This is a genomic window from Burkholderia sp. THE68 (assembly GCF_009938265.1).
Classification (GTDB): domain Bacteria; phylum Pseudomonadota; class Gammaproteobacteria; order Burkholderiales; family Burkholderiaceae; genus Caballeronia.
The window spans coordinates 2,707,338-2,723,838 of the sequence record NZ_AP022315.1 but is presented as its reverse complement, the minus strand read 5'-3'; the positions used below and the strand labels follow the sequence as shown (position 1 = coordinate 2,723,838).

The 16,501-nt window shown below is 63.6% G+C and carries 12 protein-coding genes; 7 read left to right on the top strand and 5 right to left on the bottom strand.

The window, feature by feature from the left end:
• Nucleotides 1-72 precede the first annotated feature (72 nt).
• From BTHE68_RS12925 to BTHE68_RS12915, 3 genes are all read left to right on the top strand, one after another.
• Entirely contained in the window at nucleotides 73-498 is a 426-nt protein-coding gene (locus BTHE68_RS12925) for a F0F1 ATP synthase subunit epsilon (protein WP_029672474.1), read from the top strand.
• Nucleotides 499-774: 276 nt separating this feature from the next.
• On the top strand, nucleotides 775-2,505 hold the full coding sequence (locus BTHE68_RS12920) for an AMP-binding protein (protein WP_162066624.1): 1,731 nt from the start codon (nucleotides 775-777) through the stop codon (nucleotides 2,503-2,505).
• 622 nt (nucleotides 2,506-3,127) lie between these two features.
• Nucleotides 3,128-4,075, top strand: a complete 948-nt coding sequence (locus tag BTHE68_RS12915; RefSeq protein WP_162066623.1) for an alpha/beta hydrolase — start codon at nucleotides 3,128-3,130, stop codon at nucleotides 4,073-4,075.
• Nucleotides 4,076-4,078: 3 nt separating this feature from the next.
• On the opposite strand, the gene BTHE68_RS12910 is transcribed toward BTHE68_RS12915, so the two are convergent.
• Entirely contained in the window at nucleotides 4,079-4,921 is an 843-nt protein-coding gene (locus BTHE68_RS12910; RefSeq protein WP_162066622.1) for a transporter substrate-binding domain-containing protein, read from the bottom strand.
• 183 nt (nucleotides 4,922-5,104) lie between these two features.
• Between BTHE68_RS12910 and hemE the strand changes: the two genes are divergently transcribed.
• Nucleotides 5,105-6,202 (top strand): uroporphyrinogen decarboxylase, encoded by a 1,098-nt coding sequence (gene hemE / locus BTHE68_RS12905; RefSeq protein WP_162066621.1) that lies wholly within the window; start codon nucleotides 5,105-5,107, stop codon nucleotides 6,200-6,202.
• 447 nt (nucleotides 6,203-6,649) lie between these two features.
• On the top strand, nucleotides 6,650-8,887 hold the full coding sequence (locus tag BTHE68_RS12900) for a primosomal protein N' (protein WP_162066620.1): 2,238 nt from the start codon (nucleotides 6,650-6,652) through the stop codon (nucleotides 8,885-8,887).
• Nucleotides 8,888-8,896: 9 nt separating this feature from the next.
• On the opposite strand, the gene BTHE68_RS36600 is transcribed toward BTHE68_RS12900, so the two are convergent.
• Nucleotides 8,897-9,052 (bottom strand): hypothetical protein, encoded by a 156-nt coding sequence (locus BTHE68_RS36600; protein WP_174258013.1) that lies wholly within the window; start codon nucleotides 9,050-9,052, stop codon nucleotides 8,897-8,899.
• Between the two features lie 309 nt (nucleotides 9,053-9,361).
• On the opposite strand from BTHE68_RS36600, the gene putA reads away from it, so the two are divergent.
• Together putA and BTHE68_RS12890 are read left to right on the top strand one after the other, a co-directional pair.
• Nucleotides 9,362-13,288: a trifunctional transcriptional regulator/proline dehydrogenase/L-glutamate gamma-semialdehyde dehydrogenase gene (gene putA, locus BTHE68_RS12895; RefSeq protein WP_162066619.1), complete on the top strand. Its 3,927-nt coding sequence runs from the start codon at nucleotides 9,362-9,364 to the stop codon at nucleotides 13,286-13,288.
• 100 nt (nucleotides 13,289-13,388) lie between these two features.
• A complete protein-coding gene (locus tag BTHE68_RS12890) occupies nucleotides 13,389-14,537 on the top strand; it encodes a branched-chain amino acid ABC transporter substrate-binding protein (RefSeq protein ID WP_162066618.1) in 1,149 nt (382 codons plus the stop codon).
• 84 nt (nucleotides 14,538-14,621) lie between these two features.
• Here the strand turns inward: BTHE68_RS12890 and BTHE68_RS12885 are convergent, their stop codons facing one another.
• From BTHE68_RS12885 to BTHE68_RS12875, 3 genes are all read right to left on the bottom strand, one after another.
• A complete protein-coding gene (locus BTHE68_RS12885; protein ID WP_162066617.1) occupies nucleotides 14,622-15,521 on the bottom strand; it encodes an NYN domain-containing protein in 900 nt (299 codons plus the stop codon).
• A gap of 128 nt (nucleotides 15,522-15,649) precedes the next feature.
• The gene (locus tag BTHE68_RS12880) at nucleotides 15,650-16,165 is read right to left on the bottom strand and encodes a cytochrome b/b6 domain-containing protein (protein WP_162066879.1); all 516 of its coding nucleotides are present in this window, start codon (nucleotides 16,163-16,165) and stop codon (nucleotides 15,650-15,652) included.
• 20 nt (nucleotides 16,166-16,185) lie between these two features.
• On the bottom strand, nucleotides 16,186-16,449 hold the full coding sequence (locus BTHE68_RS12875) for a PepSY domain-containing protein (RefSeq protein WP_061174062.1): 264 nt from the start codon (nucleotides 16,447-16,449) through the stop codon (nucleotides 16,186-16,188).
• Nucleotides 16,450-16,501: the final 52 nt, after the last annotated feature.

Below are 16,501 nucleotides of genomic sequence, written 5' to 3'. Positions count from 1 at the left end.
GTCGGGTGTGTCTCTGGGGCGTCAGTCTGACGGCTGGCGTCCGCGAACAACACTCACCAGGAGTCGACATAAATGGCAACCATCAAGGTAGACGTCGTCAGCGCGGAAGAGCAGATCTTCTCGGGCCAGGCGAAGTTCGTCGCGCTGCCGGGCGAAGCGGGTGAACTGGGCATTCTGCCCGGCCACACGCCGCTCATCACGCGTATTCGTCCGGGCGCGGTGCGCATCGAGGCGGAAGACGGCTCGGAAGAGTTCGTGTTCGTTGCAGGCGGGATTCTCGAAATCCAGCCGGGCATCGTGACCGTGCTCGCCGATACCGCCATCCGCGGCGCCGATCTCGACGAAGCGAAAGCGGAGCAGGCGAAGAAGCGTGCCGAGGAAGCGATTCAGAACAACACCTCGGAACTCGAGTACGCGACCGCGCAAGCGGAACTCGCTTACGCGACGGCTCAGCTCGCAGCGATTCAGCGTCTGCGCAAGGCGCACGCGAAGCACTGAGCGTGACGCGCCGCGCGGCGTTCAGCAGTACAAAAAAGCAGCCTTCGGGCTGCTTTTTTTATGCTCCAAATCGGCAAATCGCGCGCGCAAAACTGCATATCGGTTATGTAGACCGCGTTTGATTCGTCGATAAGTGTCTGATTCAGCGCGATTTTTGTGGCCGGTGGCAAATCGGCATTGCGGGGAAACACTCAATGCCCGCGCGCGTCTTTGCGATGCACAATGGCCTCCATTTAGCCTTCATCGGGCGGCGACTCACCATGGCGGAGACCATCGATGGCAATTGAACCGACGCAAGCCGGCGCGCAGATCGAACCGCGCGACGGCATTTCCCACGTTTGCGGCGCGACCGACATCCCGTTGACGAACGCAACCGTTTCGCGCTTTTTTCTCGAAACGGTGAGCCGGTTTCCCGACCGCCCGGCCGTCGTGTTCCGCGAGCAGAACATCCGCTGGACCTGGCGCGAGTTCGCCAATGAAGTCGATGTGCTGGCGAGCGGGCTGCTCGCGCTCGGCATCCAGGCGGGCGACCGCGTCGGCATCTGGTCGCCGAATCGCGCGGAATGGCTGCTGACGCAATTCGCCACCGCGCGCATGGGCGCGGTGTTGGTGAACATCAATCCGGCGTATCGGCTGGCCGAGCTCGAATATGCGCTGAACAAGGTCGGGTGCAAGGCGATCATCGCGGCCGAGCAGTTCAAGTCATCGAAATATCTGGAGATGCTCCAGGCGCTCGCACCCGAACTCGCCGACGCCGCGCTCAACGCACTGAACGCCGCGAAGCTGCCGGAATTGCGCGCCGTGATCCGCATGGGCGAGGGCAAGACGCCCGGCATGCTCAACTTCAATGACGTGATGCACACGGGCCGCGCGCAGGCCGATGCCGCGAAACTGGATGCGCTCGAAGCGCAGTTCGGCTCGGACGAGGCGATCAACATCCAGTTCACGAGCGGCACGACCGGCAATCCGAAGGGCGCGACGCTGACGCATCGGAACATCGTCAATAACGCACGCTACATCGCGATGGCGATGCGGCTCACGGAGCAGGATTCGCTCTGCATCCCCGTGCCGCTGTACCACTGCTTCGGCATGGTGCTGGCCGTGCTGGCGTGCGTCTCGACCGGCTGCGCGATGGTGTTTCCTGGCGAAGCCTTCGACCCGGGCGCGACGCTCACCGCGGTCCACGAGGAGAAGTGCACCGCGCTGCACGGCGTGCCGACGATGTTCATTGCCGAACTCGATCACCCCGACTTCTCGAAATACGACCTGAGCCGCTTGCGCACCGGCATCATGGCGGGCTCGCCATGTCCGATCGAGACGATGAAGCGTGTCGTTTCGACGATGCACCTGAGCGAGATCACGATCGCGTACGGGATGACGGAGACCAGTCCGGTATCGTTCCAGAGCTCGACGACCGATCCCCTCGACAAGCGCACGACGACCGTCGGACGCATTCAGCCGCATCTGGAGGTGAAGATCGTCGATCCGCTGGGGAATATCGTGCCGGTCGGCGAGACCGGCGAGCTGTGCACGCGCGGCTACTCGGTGATGAAGGGCTACTGGAACGACGACGCGAAGACGCGCGAGGCCATCGTCGACGGCTGGATGCACACCGGCGACCTCGCGACCCTCGACGCAGAAGGTTACTGCAACATCGTCGGGCGGCTGAAGGACATGCTGATCCGCGGCGGCGAGAACATCTATCCGCGCGAAATCGAAGAATTCCTCTTCCGTCATCCGAAGGTGCAATCCGTGCAGGTGTTCGGCGTGCCGGATCAGAAGTACGGCGAGGAAGTGTGCGCGTGGATTGTCGTGCGTCCGGGCGAACAGGCGAGCGAAGAGGATATCCGCGAGTTCTGCCAGGGGCAGATCGCGCACTACAAGATCCCGCGCTATATCCGCTTCGTCGACGAACTGCCCATGACCGTCACCGGCAAGGCGCAAAAGTTCGTGATGCGCGCCCGCATGATCGACGAGTTGAAGCTGGCCGAAGCGAAAACCGCGTAAGCCGCACGCTACACGGGGCATGAAATGACAAAGGGAGCGCCGTGGCGCTCCCTTTGTCGTGGAACCAAACGCCCATGTCCTTGAACCTTCAGACATGGCAAACGTTTGTCCAGGCGAAAAAAAAGCGGGCCTGGAGCCCGCTAAAAACCACACGCTACGGGGTTAGCGCGAGGAGACCAAACGTGGGATGTTTCGAATGCTTGTGCACTCGAAGAACGATCCCAACACGGATGCCCCCAGCAAGAGAGCTTCGACCAAAAGTCTGCCACCGGATCACGCGGCTTTTGCACAGCGCGCCCGAATACATCCGTGTTGAAACCGTTTCAACAGATTGTGGGCGAATTGATTCCGGGTCGCCGTAACAAAGTGTTTCAGGTTGTAACCCCCGTGGAATAAGGCTCACGGGCAATTTTCTCGCGCGATTCTTCTGATTTGCGCGGATATATTGTCCGTTATTCGGAGGATTTACGCGTTCGGTCCCCGTCGACCGATAAATGCCGCTTTAAGGACTAGTGCGATTATTCTAGCTTTCCGCGAAAATCGAACGCGCGGACGCATGAAATCGATGCGCAAAGCCCCGTTCCCAACGATATTTCACTGACAAAAAGCTATGGAGACACGCATGACCATCGATGCAGCCTTGCTTCGCTACTACCGCGCAAGTGCCGAAGCCTTTCCTCCTTTGGGGGCGGATGCGGACGCGCAAACGGTGCGCAAGCGCTTCAGCGACATTGCCAAAGCTTACGCCCGCGAACGTGGCAGCGACGTGATTCTCGAAGACATCGAGATTCCGCTGGAAGGCCGCACGCTTGCCGCCCGCGTCTACAAGGCGAAAGCAGCCCGCGGCCCGTTGCCGCTCATTGTCTACTTCCATGGCGGCGGCTGGGTGATCGGTGATCTGGACACGCACGACGGTCTCGTCGAACAACTCGCACTGGATTCACAGTGCGCTGTCGTGAGCGTCGACTATCGGCTTGCGCCCGAATACCCGTTTCCCGCGCCGTGCGATGACGCGCTCGACGCCCTGATCTGGCTCGCGGAGCATCGCTCGCGTCTCGGCTTCGCGACCGACCGGCTCGCCGTCGGCGGCGACAGCGCGGGCGCGCATCTGGCCGTCGTCGCGGCGCGCGGCGCGAACCAGCGCGTGGCTGGCCTCGTCGGCTTGCAATTGCTGCTCTATCCGGCGCTGCGGCGGCAGTTCGAAAGCCCCAGTTGCATCGCCAATGCGAACGGCCCCGGCCTCACCAACGACGAAATGAAGTGGTACTGGACCCAGTTTCTGTCGGGCGAAGCGCCGCACGAACACGATGTGCGCGCGTTTCCGCTGTCCGAACCGTACGAGCGCACGCCGGCGCCCGCGATCGTCGTCGCGGCGGGCTACGATCCGCTCTACGACGACGCCTGCGAGCTCAAGCGCTTTCTGGAAGCCAACGGCGGCCGCGTCGAGATGATCGATGCGCGCGACATGACGCACGGCTTTGCGCGCATCCATTCGCAGTCCGACGCGGCACTCGGCTGGCTGCGCCGGCTCGGCGAACGCGCGGGCGAACTCACGCGCGCGGCGCGCTGAGCGTTACTTCAGCCACTTGTCGTACACGCCCTGAAACTCGCCCGACGACCGGGCGAGATGCAGCCACTGATCGACATACTGCTGAAACGGCACGTCGCCGCGCGGCAGCAGATATGCCTTCTCGCCGAACTGGAACGGCTTGTCCGGATGCACCGAGCACAAGCCGGGATTGAGCTTTTGCTGAAGCAGGGTTTCGGATGCGTCCGTGACCATCACGTCGGCCTTGCCGTCGAGGATCTGCTTGAAGATGGTCACGTTGTCCGGATACTCGATCAACTGCGAGTGCGGAAAGAACTGCTTCGCGAAGCGCTCGTTGGTGCCGCCCGGATTGACGATGGTCCGCACGTTCGGCTGATCGATCTGTTCGACGGTCTGATATTTGTCGACATCACCGCAACGCACGATAGGCGTTTTGCCGTCTTCCATGTACGGCGCGGTGAAGAATGCGCGCTTTTGTCGCTCCAGCGTGGTCGAGATGCCGCCCACGGCGATGTCGCACTTGGAGACGAAATCGTTCATCAGGGTCGACCACGACGTTTTCACATACTCCGCCTTCGCGCCGAGCGACTTCGCGAGGCTGTCCGCGAGATCGATGTCGATCCCCTCAAACTGCCCGTCCGGGCGCAGGAACGAGTAAGGCTTGTAGTCGCCCGTCGTGCAGATGCGCAGCGTGTGGCGCGCGAGGATATCGTCGAGCCGCGAGGGCGCCACGGCGGCGGGCGCCGATGCCGCAGGCTTCGCGCCGGCGACAGCGCCGGCCTGAATCGTTTGAGCCTGCGCGACGCCCGTGAGCGCGAGCGACATGACAAGGGCGGAAGCAGCGAGACTGACAGACGTGCGTTGCATCGATTCTCCTGGTTTTAGTTGTAGAGGCGTGTCGATGATAACTAGGCCTTTGGGTCTCTGAACACCCGGCTGAACGGCATAGGCCGCGCTGCATGAGCCTCCCCGAATTGCCGGGCTCAGTCAACGAAAACGCCGGGCCGCTCCGGTAGAATGGACGATTCTCTGCCTTCAGCATCGAGCGACGTGGCACACACTCTTCTGAACGACACCTTCCTGCGCGCGCTCCTGCGCCAGCCGACCGACTACACGCCGATCTGGCTGATGCGCCAGGCAGGACGCTATCTGCCGGAGTACAACGCGACGCGCGGCCGCGCGGGCAGTTTTCTCGGCCTCGCGAAGAATCCGGACTACGCGACCGAAGTCACGCTCCAGCCGCTCGAACGCTTTCCGCTCGACGCCGCGATTCTCTTTTCCGACATCCTCACCGTGCCCGACGCGATGGGCCTCGGCCTGAACTTCGTCCAGGGCGAAGGTCCACGTTTCGAGCGCACCGTGCGTACGGAAGACGACGTGAAGCGCCTTGCCGTGCCGGACATCGGCGCCACGCTGTCCTACGTCACCGACGCCGTGAGCCAGATCCGCCGCGCGCTCACCGACGCGCAAGGCCGCCAGAAAGTGCCGCTGATCGGCTTTTCGGGCAGTCCGTGGACGCTTGCATGCTACATGGTCGAAGGCGGCGGCTCCGACGATCATCGCACCGTCAAGTCGATGGCGTACTCGCGCCCCGACCTGATGCACCGCATTCTCGACATCAACGCGCAAGCCGTGACCGCGTACCTGAACGCGCAGATCGCAGCCGGCGCGCAGGCCGTGATGATCTTCGACACCTGGGGCGGCGCACTCGCCGATGGCGCGTATCAGCGCTTCTCGCTCGAATACATCGCGAAGGTGGTCGCGGGCCTCAAGCGCGAGCACGATGGCGAGCGCGTGCCGGTCATCACCTTTACGAAGGGCGGCGGTTTGTGGATCGAGGAAATCGCCGCGACGGGCGTCGATGCCGTCGGTCTCGACTGGACCATGAACCTGAATACCGCGCGGCAGAAAGTCGGGTCGCGCGTGGCGCTGCAAGGGAATATCGACCCGAGCGTGCTTTTCGCGCCGCCTGCGGCGATCCGAACCGAAGCGCGCGCCGTGCTGAATAGCTTCGGGAATTTTCCGGGCCACGTCTTCAATCTGGGCCACGGCATTTCGCAGTTCACGCCGCCCGAGCATGTGGCGGAACTCGTCGACGAAGTTCATCGTCACAGCCGTGCGATGCGCGCAGGTTCGTCGGCAAGTTGATTCCTTCGCGGGCCGCATGCTGCAGTGCAGCGTCGATGCGCCACGACGGGTTGTCAGGGGCTGGATCATTCCGTCCGGATCGCCCGGCTCACGCGACCTTCCCCGATGTCAAGACTGAACTTATGCACATTTTGTTCGCTGCGGCGCGCCATCAGACGTATGGGTCCGAGCAGCCAATAAAGTGTCGCTATATGTGCTTCAAGTCAATGATATTTAACGATTTTTCAAAGCTTCGCCCGAAATGTGGGCTAGCGCACATAGAGCTTTCGCGGCGCACTTTGCGGTCTTCGCAAACGCACTTCTCAACAAAGTTATCCACAGGCCTGTGGAAAGCGACGGAAATCCAAAAATAATCGGCGGTTTACAGGCGATTCTGATGTTTCACTTTAACTTCGTCGGCTACAGCCTCGCCCGTGTACCACAACGCTGCGCGCGAGGCCGCGCACGGTGATCGACCTCTTCGTCCGCGTGGCCGTCGATCAGCCCATGCCGGTGCTGTTCGACTATCGCTACACGCTGGAGCAGACACCGGCCATCGGCATGCTGGTGCGGGTGCCGTTCGGGCGGCGGGAAATCGTCGGACTGATCTGCGAAATCACCCCTACAAGTGACGTGCCTGCCGACAAACTGCGCGCCGTCACGGGGATCTGCGAGCGTTGCGCGCCGTTATCCGAAGCGTGGATCGCGCTTGCCAGCTTCGCCGCCGATTACTATCAGCGCGGTCTGGGCGAAGTCGCGTTGCCGGCGCTGCCTCAAGCGCTGCGCGATGCCTCGCGCTGGGATCGTCTTTTCGCCGTCGAGCCGCGTTATCGGCTATTGCCGGAAGGGCGCGTGCATCTGCCGGACGCGTTGCCCGCGCGCGCAAGCGCCCTGCGCCGTCTCGCCGATGCGCTCGCCGAACAACCGTGGCTCGCCTTGTCCGATGCGCGCGCGCTGCATCCGAAAGCGAGCGCGACGTTCGACGACTGGCTCGCGCGCGGCTGGATCGAAGCAGTAACGGAAAACGTCATCGAGCCCGATGCTATTTCTCCGACCGGCGCCGCGCCTTTGCCGATGCTGACCGACGAACAGCGCGACGCCGTCGAGGCCATCTCCGGCGCGCAAGGTTTCGCGCCGTTCCTGCTCCACGGCGTGACGGGCAGCGGCAAGACCGAGGTCTATCTGCACGCGCTCGCTGCGCTGCTCGCCGCCCGCCCGGATGCGCAAGCGCTCGTTCTCGTTCCCGAAATCAACCTGACGCCGCAGTTCGAAGCCGCGTTCCGCGCGCGTTTCGCGGCGCTCGCGGAAGGCTCGATCGTCACGATGCACAGCGGCCTGGCCGAAGGCGAGCGCGCGCGCAACTGGCTCGCGGCGCATACCGGCAGCGCGCGCATCGTGCTCGGCACGCGCCTCGCGATTCTCGCGTCGATGCCGAAGCTCGCGATCATCGTCGTCGATGAAGAACACGATCCCGCCTACAAGCAGCAGGAAGGCCTGCGCTACTCCGCGCGCGATCTGGCGATCTATCGCGCGAAGCAACTGGACATTCCCGTCGTGCTCGGTTCGGCGACGCCGTCGCTCGAAACCTGGTGGCAGGCGGAGCAGGGCCGCTACACGCGGCTGACGCTCTCGCGCCGCGCCGTCGCCGAAGCGGCGTTGCCGAGCGTGAAGCTCATCGATCTGGAAGAGGAAAGACAACGCGGCCGCGCGTCGGTGGACGGACTGGCGGGGCCGCTCATCGCCGCATTGAAGACGCGCCTCGAGCGCGGTGAGCAGAGTCTCGTGTTTCTGAACCGGCGCGGCTATGCGCCGATCCTCTCCTGCGACGCCTGCGGCTGGGTCGCGGGCTGCCCGCGCTGCAGCGCCTATGCCGTGCTGCATAAGCCGGAGCGCGCGCTGCGCTGTCATCACTGCGGATGGGAGTCGCGCATTCCGAAGTCGTGCCCGGACTGCGGCAACATCGATATCGCGCCGATGGGCCGCGGCACGCAACGCGTCGAGGAGACACTTGCGAGCGTGGTGCCGGGCGCGCGCGTGCTGCGTATCGACGCCGACAGCACGCGCCGCAAGGGCAGCGCGCAGGCGCTCTTTTCGGACGTGCACGCGGGCGAAGTCGACATTCTCGTCGGTACGCAGATGATCGCGAAAGGCCACGACTTCCGGCGCGTGACGCTCGTGGGCGTGCTCAATGCCGACACCGCGCTGTTCTCGCACGACTTCCGCGCGAGCGAGCGGCTGTTCGCGCAACTGACGCAGGTGAGCGGACGCGCGGGGCGGGCGGGTTTGCCCGGCGAAGTGATGATCCAGACGCGTTATGCGCGCCACGCGCTGTATCAGGCGCTGTCGCGGCAAGACTACGTGGGTTTCGCCAACTCGACGCTCGCCGAGCGGCGCGACGCGCGCCTGCCGCCGTTCGTCTATCAGGCGATGCTGCGCGCCGAAGGCCGCACGCTGGAAGCCGCGCTCGGGTTCCTGGAGCAAGCGGCGGCGGGATTCGCGCCGCTACCGGGCGCGGACCGCGTGACGGTCTACGATGCGGTGCCGCTCACCATCGTGAAAGTGTTCAATGTCCACCGCGCGCAATTGCTGCTCGAAAGCGCGTCGCGTGCGGCGCTGCAGGCGTCGCTGCGCGCGTGGCAGCCGGTGCTGCGCTCGCTCAAGGGCGTGCTGCGCTGGAACGTCGAAGTCGATCCGCTGGACGTCTGATCGCGCGGCTCAAACCTTGGCGCGGGACACATCGCCGGCGGGCCGGTCGGGTTCATCGGCGATCTTGTCGGACCGCTGGACGTGCGGCGATGCGCCTCGCACGAACAGCACGACGCAGACTGCGAACATCGCCCAAACGCTGGCTATCACCATCCAAGTGCTCATGCTCGTCGTTCTCCCGATATCGCGGCGAATCGGCCGCGCATGCCGCGCCATGCGGCGCATTGCGTTTATATCGGCGCAGGCCGGGCATTGATTTAGGGGATGTCTCGAAAATATCGGATTAGGGAAAATACTAGGACGAACGCGTTGACGACCGGCTGGCGGTGCACCGCTCAAGCCCTTGTGGCGTAAGGGTTCATCGTGGTGCAACCCTAGCGAAAATCTCGGTTGCACCTTTTATATCAGCGGAGTACGATTCGCCAACTTTTCAGGTCTCTGGCCGGCTGAGCACGACCGGCAAACGAAGGAAATATGGCGAGCACAACCCTTGGCGTCAAAGTCGACGATCTCCTGCGTTCCCGGCTGAAAGATGCCGCGACGCGTCTCGAACGCACTCCCCACTGGCTGATCAAGCAGGCGATCTTCGCCTACCTCGAGCGCATCGAGCACGGCCAGCTTCCGCCCGAGCTGTCGGGCGCGAACGGCTCGTCCGAAATGTCCGACGCCGCGCCCGTCGACGGCGACGAAGACGGCGCGCTGCATCCCTTCCTCGATTTCGCGCAGAACGTGCAGCCGCAATCCGTGCTTCGCGCGGCGATCACGGCGGCGTATCGCCGGCCGGAGCCGGAGTGCGTGCCGTTCCTGATCGGTCAGGCGCGTCTGCCCGCGACCGTCTCCGCCGAAACCGAAAAGCTCGCGACGCGGCTCGTCGAAGCGCTGCGCGCGAAGAGTTCGGGCGGCGGCGTCGAAGGGCTGATCCACGAGTTCTCGCTGTCGAGCCAGGAAGGCGTCGCGCTGATGTGTCTCGCCGAAGCGCTGCTGCGCATTCCCGACCGCGCCACGCGCGACGCGCTGATCCGCGACAAGATCAGCAAGGGCGACTGGAAATCGCACATGGGCCAGGCGCCGTCGCTGTTCGTGAACGCGGCGACGTGGGGCCTGATGATCACCGGCAAGCTCGTGACGACGAACAGCGAGACGGGTCTGTCGTCAGCGTTGACGCGTCTGATAGGTCGGGGCGGCGAGCCGTTGATCCGCAAGGGCGTGGACATGGCGATGCGCCTGATGGGCGAGCAGTTCGTCACCGGCGAAACGATTTCCGAGGCGCTCGCGAACAGCCGCAAGTACGAGGCGCGCGGTTTCCGCTACTCGTACGACATGCTCGGCGAAGCCGCGACGACCGAGGAAGACGCGCAGCGCTACTACGCGTCGTACGAGCAGGCCATTCACGCGATCGGCAAGGCGGCCGGCGGCCGCGGCATCTACGAAGGCCCGGGCATTTCGATCAAGTTGTCCGCGCTGCATCCGCGCTATTCGCGCTCGCAGCAGGAACGCACGATGAACGAGCTGCTGCCGCGCGTGCGCTCGCTCGCGCAACTGGCACGGCGTTATGACATCGGTTTGAACATCGACGCCGAGGAAGCCGACCGCCTCGAAATCTCGCTCGATCTGCTCGAAGCGCTCTGTTTCGATCCGGAACTCGCGGGCTGGAACGGCATCGGTTTCGTGGTGCAGGGTTATCAGAAGCGCTGCCCGTTCGTCATCGACTATCTGATCGATCTCGCGCGCCGCAGTCGTCATCGTTTGATGATTCGTCTCGTGAAGGGCGCGTACTGGGATACGGAAATCAAGCGCGCGCAGGTCGATGGCCTCGAAGGTTATCCGGTCTACACGCGCAAGATCTACACGGACATCTCGTACCTCGCGTGCGCGAAGAAACTGCTCGGCGCGCCCGATGCCGTCTACCCGCAATTCGCGACGCACAATGCATTCACCCTGTCCGCGATCTATCACCTCGCGGGACAGAACTACTATCCCGGCCAGTACGAGTTCCAGTGCCTGCACGGCATGGGCGAGCCGCTCTACGAAGAAGTGACCGGCCGCGACAAGCTGAACCGTCCGTGCCGCGTGTATGCGCCGGTCGGCACGCACGAAACGCTGCTCGCGTATCTCGTGCGCCGGCTGCTGGAGAACGGCGCGAACACGTCGTTCGTGAATCGCATCGCCGATGAATCCATTCCGGTGAAGGAACTCGTGCGCGATCCTATCGACGAAGCGCAGGAGATCACGCCGCTCGGCGCGCCGCACGCGAAGATTCCGCTGCCGCGTCAGCTTTACGGCAACGAGCGCTTCAACTCGATGGGCCTCGATCTGTCGAACGAGCATCGTCTGGCGTCGCTGTCGTCGGCGTTGCTGGCGAGCGCACATCATCCGTGGCGCGCCGAACCGATGCTCGAAGGCGGTGACATCGCCAACGGCGTCGCGCGCGACGTGCGCAATCCGTCGGATCTGCGCGATCTCGTCGGCACGGTCGTGGAAGCGTCGCCGGAACAGGTGAGCGCCGCCATCGCGAACGCGGTGGCCGCCGCGCCGATCTGGCAGGCGACGCCCGTCGAAGATCGCGCCGATTGCCTCACGCGCGCCGCCGATCTGCTCGAAGCGCAGATGCACACGCTGATGGGCCTCGTCGTGCGCGAGGCGGGCAAGTCGCTGCCGAACGCCATCGCGGAAATTCGCGAGGCCATCGACTTCCTGCGTTACTACGCGACGCAGATTCGCGCCGAATTCTCGAACGACACGCATCGCCCGCTCGGTCCGGTCGTGTGTATCAGCCCGTGGAATTTCCCGCTCGCGATCTTCATGGGGCAGGTCGCCGCCGCGCTCGCCGCTGGCAATCCGGTGCTCGCGAAGCCGGCTGAACAGACGCCGCTGATCGCCGCGCAAGCCGTGCGGATTCTGCGCGAAGCGGGCGTGCCGGCAGGCGCGGTGCAACTGCTGCCGGGCAATGGCGAAACCGTGGGCGCGGCGCTGGTCGCCGATCCGCGCACGCGCGCCGTCATGTTCACCGGCTCGACGGAAGTCGCGCGCCTCATCAACAAGACGCTCTCCGAGCGCCTCGATCCGGACGGCCGCCCGATTCCGCTGATCGCCGAAACCGGCGGCCAGAACGCGATGATCGTCGATTCGTCCGCGCTCGCGGAGCAGGTCGTCGCGGACGTGCTGCAGTCGTCGTTCGATTCGGCCGGCCAGCGCTGCTCGGCGCTGCGCGTGCTGTGCCTGCAGGACGATGTCGCCGACCGCACGCTCGAAATGCTGACCGGCGCGATGAACCAGCTCGCGGTCGGCAATCCGGATCGCCTGTCGACCGACGTCGGCCCGGTGATCGACGCGGACGCGAAGCGCGGCATCGACGCGCACATCGCCGGCATGCGCGACAAGGGCCGCAACGTGACGCAACTGCCGCTGCCCGACAACTGCGCGCAAGGCACGTTCGTGCCGCCGACGCTCATCGAGCTCGACGGCATCGACGAACTGAAGCGCGAAGTGTTCGGCCCGGTGCTTCACGTGGTGCGTTATCGCCGGTCGAACCTTGATAAACTCCTCGACCAAATTCGCGCGACCGGGTACGGGCTCACGCTCGGCATCCATACGCGCATCGACGAAACCATCGCGCATGTGATCGCGCGGGCGCACGTGGGCAACATCTACGTGAACCGCAATGTGATCGGCGCGGTCGTCGGGGTTCAGCCGTTCGGCGGCGAAGGGCTGTCGGGCACGGGTCCGAAGGCGGGCGGCGCGCTGTATTTGCAGCGGCTGCTGGCCAAGCGCCCGACCGGTTTGCCGAAGTCGCTCGCGAGCACGCTCGTGGTGGATCAGGCCGCGTCGAAGGACACGCCCGCCGCGGCGCTCACCGCGTTGCGCGACTGGGCGATCGGCGAACGCGATCCGCAGACGGCCGCGCGCTGCGATGGCTATTTGCAACACGTAATGGCGGGCGCGACGGCGGTGCTGAACGGCCCGACCGGCGAGCGCAACACGTACACGCTCGGCGCGCGCGGCACGGTGCTGTGCGTGGCGGCGACGGCGAGCGGCGCGCGTGCGCAACTGGCCGCCGTGCTCGCGACGGGCAACCGCGCGTTGTTCAGCGGATCGGCGGGCGAGCAGCTGGCGGCTTCGCTGCCGGCGTCGCTGAAGCCTTATGTTTATGTGCGCAAGGCGGCGGAGGACTTCGACGCCGTGCTGTTCGAGGGCGACAGCGATGAACTGCTGTCGCTCGTGAAGGAAGTCGCGAAGCGCCCGGGGCCGATCGTATCGGTGCAGGGTGTGGCGGCGGGGGCATTCGCCGACGCTGGCCACGACGGCGAGGACTACGCGCTCGAACGTCTGCTGACGGAACGCTCGGTGAGCGTGAACACGGCGGCGGCGGGCGGTAATGCGAATTTGATGACGATCGGTTGAGATATCCCTCGAGCGCTCGATTCAAACGAATTCAAACAAGCGGCAGCAGGCACGGCGATCCCGGCACAAGCTGCCATCCACACTGGAACCAGGAGAAGCTATGAAGCACACGATGACCAAGCTGGCAGCAGCCATGACGCTCGCCGGCCTGTCGCTCGCGGGGACCGCATTTGCGCAGCAAGCCGAGGACGTGAAGGTTGGTTATGCAGGCCCGTTGACCGGTGCGCAGGCGCACTACGGCAAGGACATGCAGAACGGCATCACGCTGGCTGTCGAAGATTTCAACGCCACGAAGCCGATGATCGGCGGCAAGCCGGTTCGCATCGTGCTGAACTCGGCCGACGACCAGGCTGACCCGCGCACGGGCACGACCGTCGCGCAGCGTCTCGTCGATGACGGCATCAAGGGCATGCTCGGCCACTTCAATTCGGGCACGACGATCCCGGCATCGCGCATCTACGCGAACGCGGGCATCCCCGAAATCGCGATGGCGACGGCGCCCGAATACACGACGCAAGGCTTCAAGACGGCCTTCCGCATGATGACCTCCGACACGCAGCAAGGCTCGGTCGCGGGTGAGTACGCGGTGAAGAACCTGAAGGTCAAGAAGATCGCGATCGTCGATGACCGCACGGCCTACGGCCAGGGTCTCGCCGACCAGTTCGAGAAGGCGGCGAAGGCCGCGGGCGGCACGATCGTCGTGCGCGAGTTCACGAACGACAAGGCCGTGGACTTCAAGGCGATTCTGACCAAGATCAAGTCGATGAATCCGGACCTCGTGTACTACGGCGGCGCGGATTCGCAAGCCGGCCCGATGGTCAAGCAGATGAAGACGCTCGGCTTCCGCGCGCCGCTGATGGCGGGCGAAATGGTGAAGACGGACACCTTCGTGAAGATCGCGGGCGACGCGGCTGACGGCACGGTGGCATCGCTCGCCGGCCTGCCGATGGACGAAATGCCGGGCGGCGCGGATTACTCGGCGAAGTACAAGAAGCGCTTCAACGAAGACGTGCAGACGTACTCGCCGTACGCCTACGACGGCGCGATGGCCATGTTCAACGCGATGAAGGCGGCCAACTCGACGGACCCGGCGAAGTACCTGCCGTTCCTCGCGAAGACCGACATGCAGGGCGTCACGGCGAAGCACCTGTCGTACGACTCGAAGGGCGATCTGAAGAACGGCGGCATCACGCTGTATAAGGTCGTCGGCGGGAAGTGGACGACGTTGCAGAGCGTGGGCGGGAAGTAAACGTTCGGGTTTTCTGCGTTGTTTCGAACGGCTCGGTCCGCGCTGGCGGCCGGGCCGTTTTTGTTTTGGTATTCCGCGAATACTCTAGCTCGTTCTCACCTTGTCGGCCATCGGGCCTCTCGAGCTTTCCGCAGCTTCCAGATAACTGACCTCCATGCCTGCCTCCAGATCATCGGGATCAAGATCAGCCAGTGTGGAATAGCGGAAATACACGTCCTTCGAACCCGTCTCCGGTTTGATGAAGCCCCAGTGCTCTTTCAGGGTGCCTATCACGCCGACTTTCCAGTCCGACTCCACCGCTCCCGCAGGCGGCTGCCGGTTTCGTTGTCGCTTGAACAAGGTGCTCAACGCGTCACGCTCCGCTCCTTTCGATTCGTCCATCCTGTCGATAACCTCCGACATCGTGACCGAATAGGTCACTTCCTTATGTAGCATCTGGCTGGGCCGTTCCACGTTGGCGTCGCCGTCCACCGCGTCACGGGTGATCGACCAGCTGATCGCCATCACCCGGATTCCGAGCGTCTTGAGCTTGCGCACGAGTGGGATGAAGTCGCTGTCACTCGCAATCAGCACGACGACATCGAATTGCTTGTGGATCGACAATTCGAACGCTTCCAGCGCGAGCCAGACGTCGATGCCCTTTTCCTTGCCGGCGAAGTTCATCGGCAGGTAGTGCGCTGTGACGTTCGCGCGCATGAGAATCTCGTCGACGACACGGTCGTTCAGGAGCGCGTCGTTGCCCTTCTCTTGACTTTTCTGCGCAGAGAAGCGACCTCGGAAATAATGCGCGTCGATTACCTGACAGTTGCGCGGATCGACCTTTTCTTCGTCGGCGACCTTGTAGCGTATGTACTCGTGAAGCCCCGGAATCGAAATCCAGGCCCTTTTATCATGCCGATGGTTGTAGTACTTGCTGACGCGATCGAAGTAATTCCCGTCATAGAAAACGCCGATCTTGGTCAGTTGCCTCGCTGCGTGGGACATCGTGCAGTCGCTCCTTTTTATCGATCATCAAGTCGACTCTCGGTATCGAGAGTGCGGATTCGATTATCGGAAGCGGCTAGATGCCATTGGTAGTGCCGAATGCTGAATTTAAGCTGCCTCGAAGCAGGTCATTTGCGTGGATGCTTGTCGCGTTTATTCCCCGTCACCATCGCCCCGATGAGATTCTCCCGCGTCCACACGCTCATCAGCACAGCCGCCGCGACATGCACGCAAACACACACCTCGACCGCGACCGAGAGCCACGCGTGAATCTCCTGCGGCCATTCCTGGCCCCAGAATGCATCGAGGCGCATGATCCAGCCCGACACCGCGAGCGCGAGAATCAGAAACCATAGAACGAGCGCCATCAACCCGCCGAGCGGATTGTGCGAGACGTGATGCATCGGCTTGCCTGACGCAAGCGAGCGCAGATATTCAACGAGATGCGGACGTGTTGGCCACCACGCCGAGAAGCGCGCATGCCGCGACCCGACGAAGCCCCACACGACGCGCGCGACCACGAACCCCGCCGCGACATACCCAAGCAGACGATGCATGGAATCCGTCGGCCCGAACAGATTCCACACGACGATGCCCGCGACCGCCCAATGCGTGACTCGCACCCACGCGTCCCACACTCTCACGCGAGCCACGGGCGTCACGCTTATTCGACTTCCGACTTCACGACGGCAAGCGTCTTCGTGTCGTAATAGATCTCGACCTTCTTGCCGTTCTTGTCGTGGCCGTAGATCTCGTAGCAGTTTCCATCGACCTTGAATTTCTTGATCTTGTAGCCCTGCGCTTCGAGTTGCGCCTTGGCGTCCGACTCCTTGATCCACTCGCTCTTGGGATGCGCCGTGCAGTCGGCCTTCGCGAACGCCGCGCCCGACAAACCCATTGCCAACGACAAAGCCAGAATCTTAAGCATCGCTAACTCCCAGTGTTTTCGAACTGGCTACTCTACTGCCACCGGGAGCGTG

Excerpts from the sequence above, each read along its gene's own strand:
- BTHE68_RS12920 (WP_162066624.1), top strand. The coding sequence starts at position 775 with ATGGCAATTGAACCGACGCAAGCCGGCGCGCAGATCGAACCGCGCGAC.
- BTHE68_RS12875 (WP_061174062.1), bottom strand. The coding sequence starts at position 16,449 with ATGCTTAAGATTCTGGCTTTGTCGTTGGCAATGGGTTTGTCGGGCGCG.
- BTHE68_RS12915 (WP_162066623.1), top strand. The coding sequence starts at position 3,128 with ATGACCATCGATGCAGCCTTGCTTCGCTACTACCGCGCAAGTGCCGAA.
- BTHE68_RS12925 (WP_029672474.1), top strand. The coding sequence starts at position 73 with ATGGCAACCATCAAGGTAGACGTCGTCAGCGCGGAAGAGCAGATCTTC.
- BTHE68_RS12890 (WP_162066618.1), top strand. The coding sequence starts at position 13,389 with ATGAAGCACACGATGACCAAGCTGGCAGCAGCCATGACGCTCGCCGGC.
- BTHE68_RS36600 (WP_174258013.1), bottom strand. The coding sequence starts at position 9,052 with ATGAGCACTTGGATGGTGATAGCCAGCGTTTGGGCGATGTTCGCAGTC.
- putA (WP_162066619.1), top strand. The coding sequence starts at position 9,362 with ATGGCGAGCACAACCCTTGGCGTCAAAGTCGACGATCTCCTGCGTTCC.
- BTHE68_RS12910 (WP_162066622.1), bottom strand. The coding sequence starts at position 4,921 with ATGCAACGCACGTCTGTCAGTCTCGCTGCTTCCGCCCTTGTCATGTCG.
- BTHE68_RS12885 (WP_162066617.1), bottom strand. The coding sequence starts at position 15,521 with ATGTCCCACGCAGCGAGGCAACTGACCAAGATCGGCGTTTTCTATGAC.